1 protein-coding gene is annotated in these 229 nt (G+C 62.4%); it reads right to left on the bottom strand.

Annotation, left to right across the window (positions count from 1 at the left end):
- The coding region (locus SB756_RS36350; RefSeq protein WP_410914107.1) for an AraC family transcriptional regulator at positions 1–207 on the bottom strand (207 nt) is incomplete at its 3' end.
- Positions 208–229 lie beyond the last annotated feature (22 nt).

Here is a 229-nt window from a genome sequence, read left to right as displayed (position 1 = left end):
CAGCGGCTGATGAAAGTTTTCCCGCAGCCAGCGGGCAGCCTGCGCGACCCGGTTGCCCGGCCGCTCAGCCAGCGCCATATTCAGGATGCGCGAACCTTCCGGCCCGGTCAGCAGCCGATAGAAAATCTCCTGCTCAATGAGCGGGGCCAGCGCCTCAATGTCCTCAGGATGGTCAAGCAGGCGTACCAGCCGGATAACCGCATCCACCAGCAAAGGTGAGACCTTATGC

The sequence above is a fragment of the Pseudomonas sp. SIMBA_068 genome, from assembly GCF_046534705.1.
Taxonomy (GTDB): domain Bacteria; phylum Pseudomonadota; class Gammaproteobacteria; order Pseudomonadales; family Pseudomonadaceae; genus Aquipseudomonas; species Aquipseudomonas putida.
This window is presented reverse-complemented; position numbering and strand designations above follow the sequence as displayed.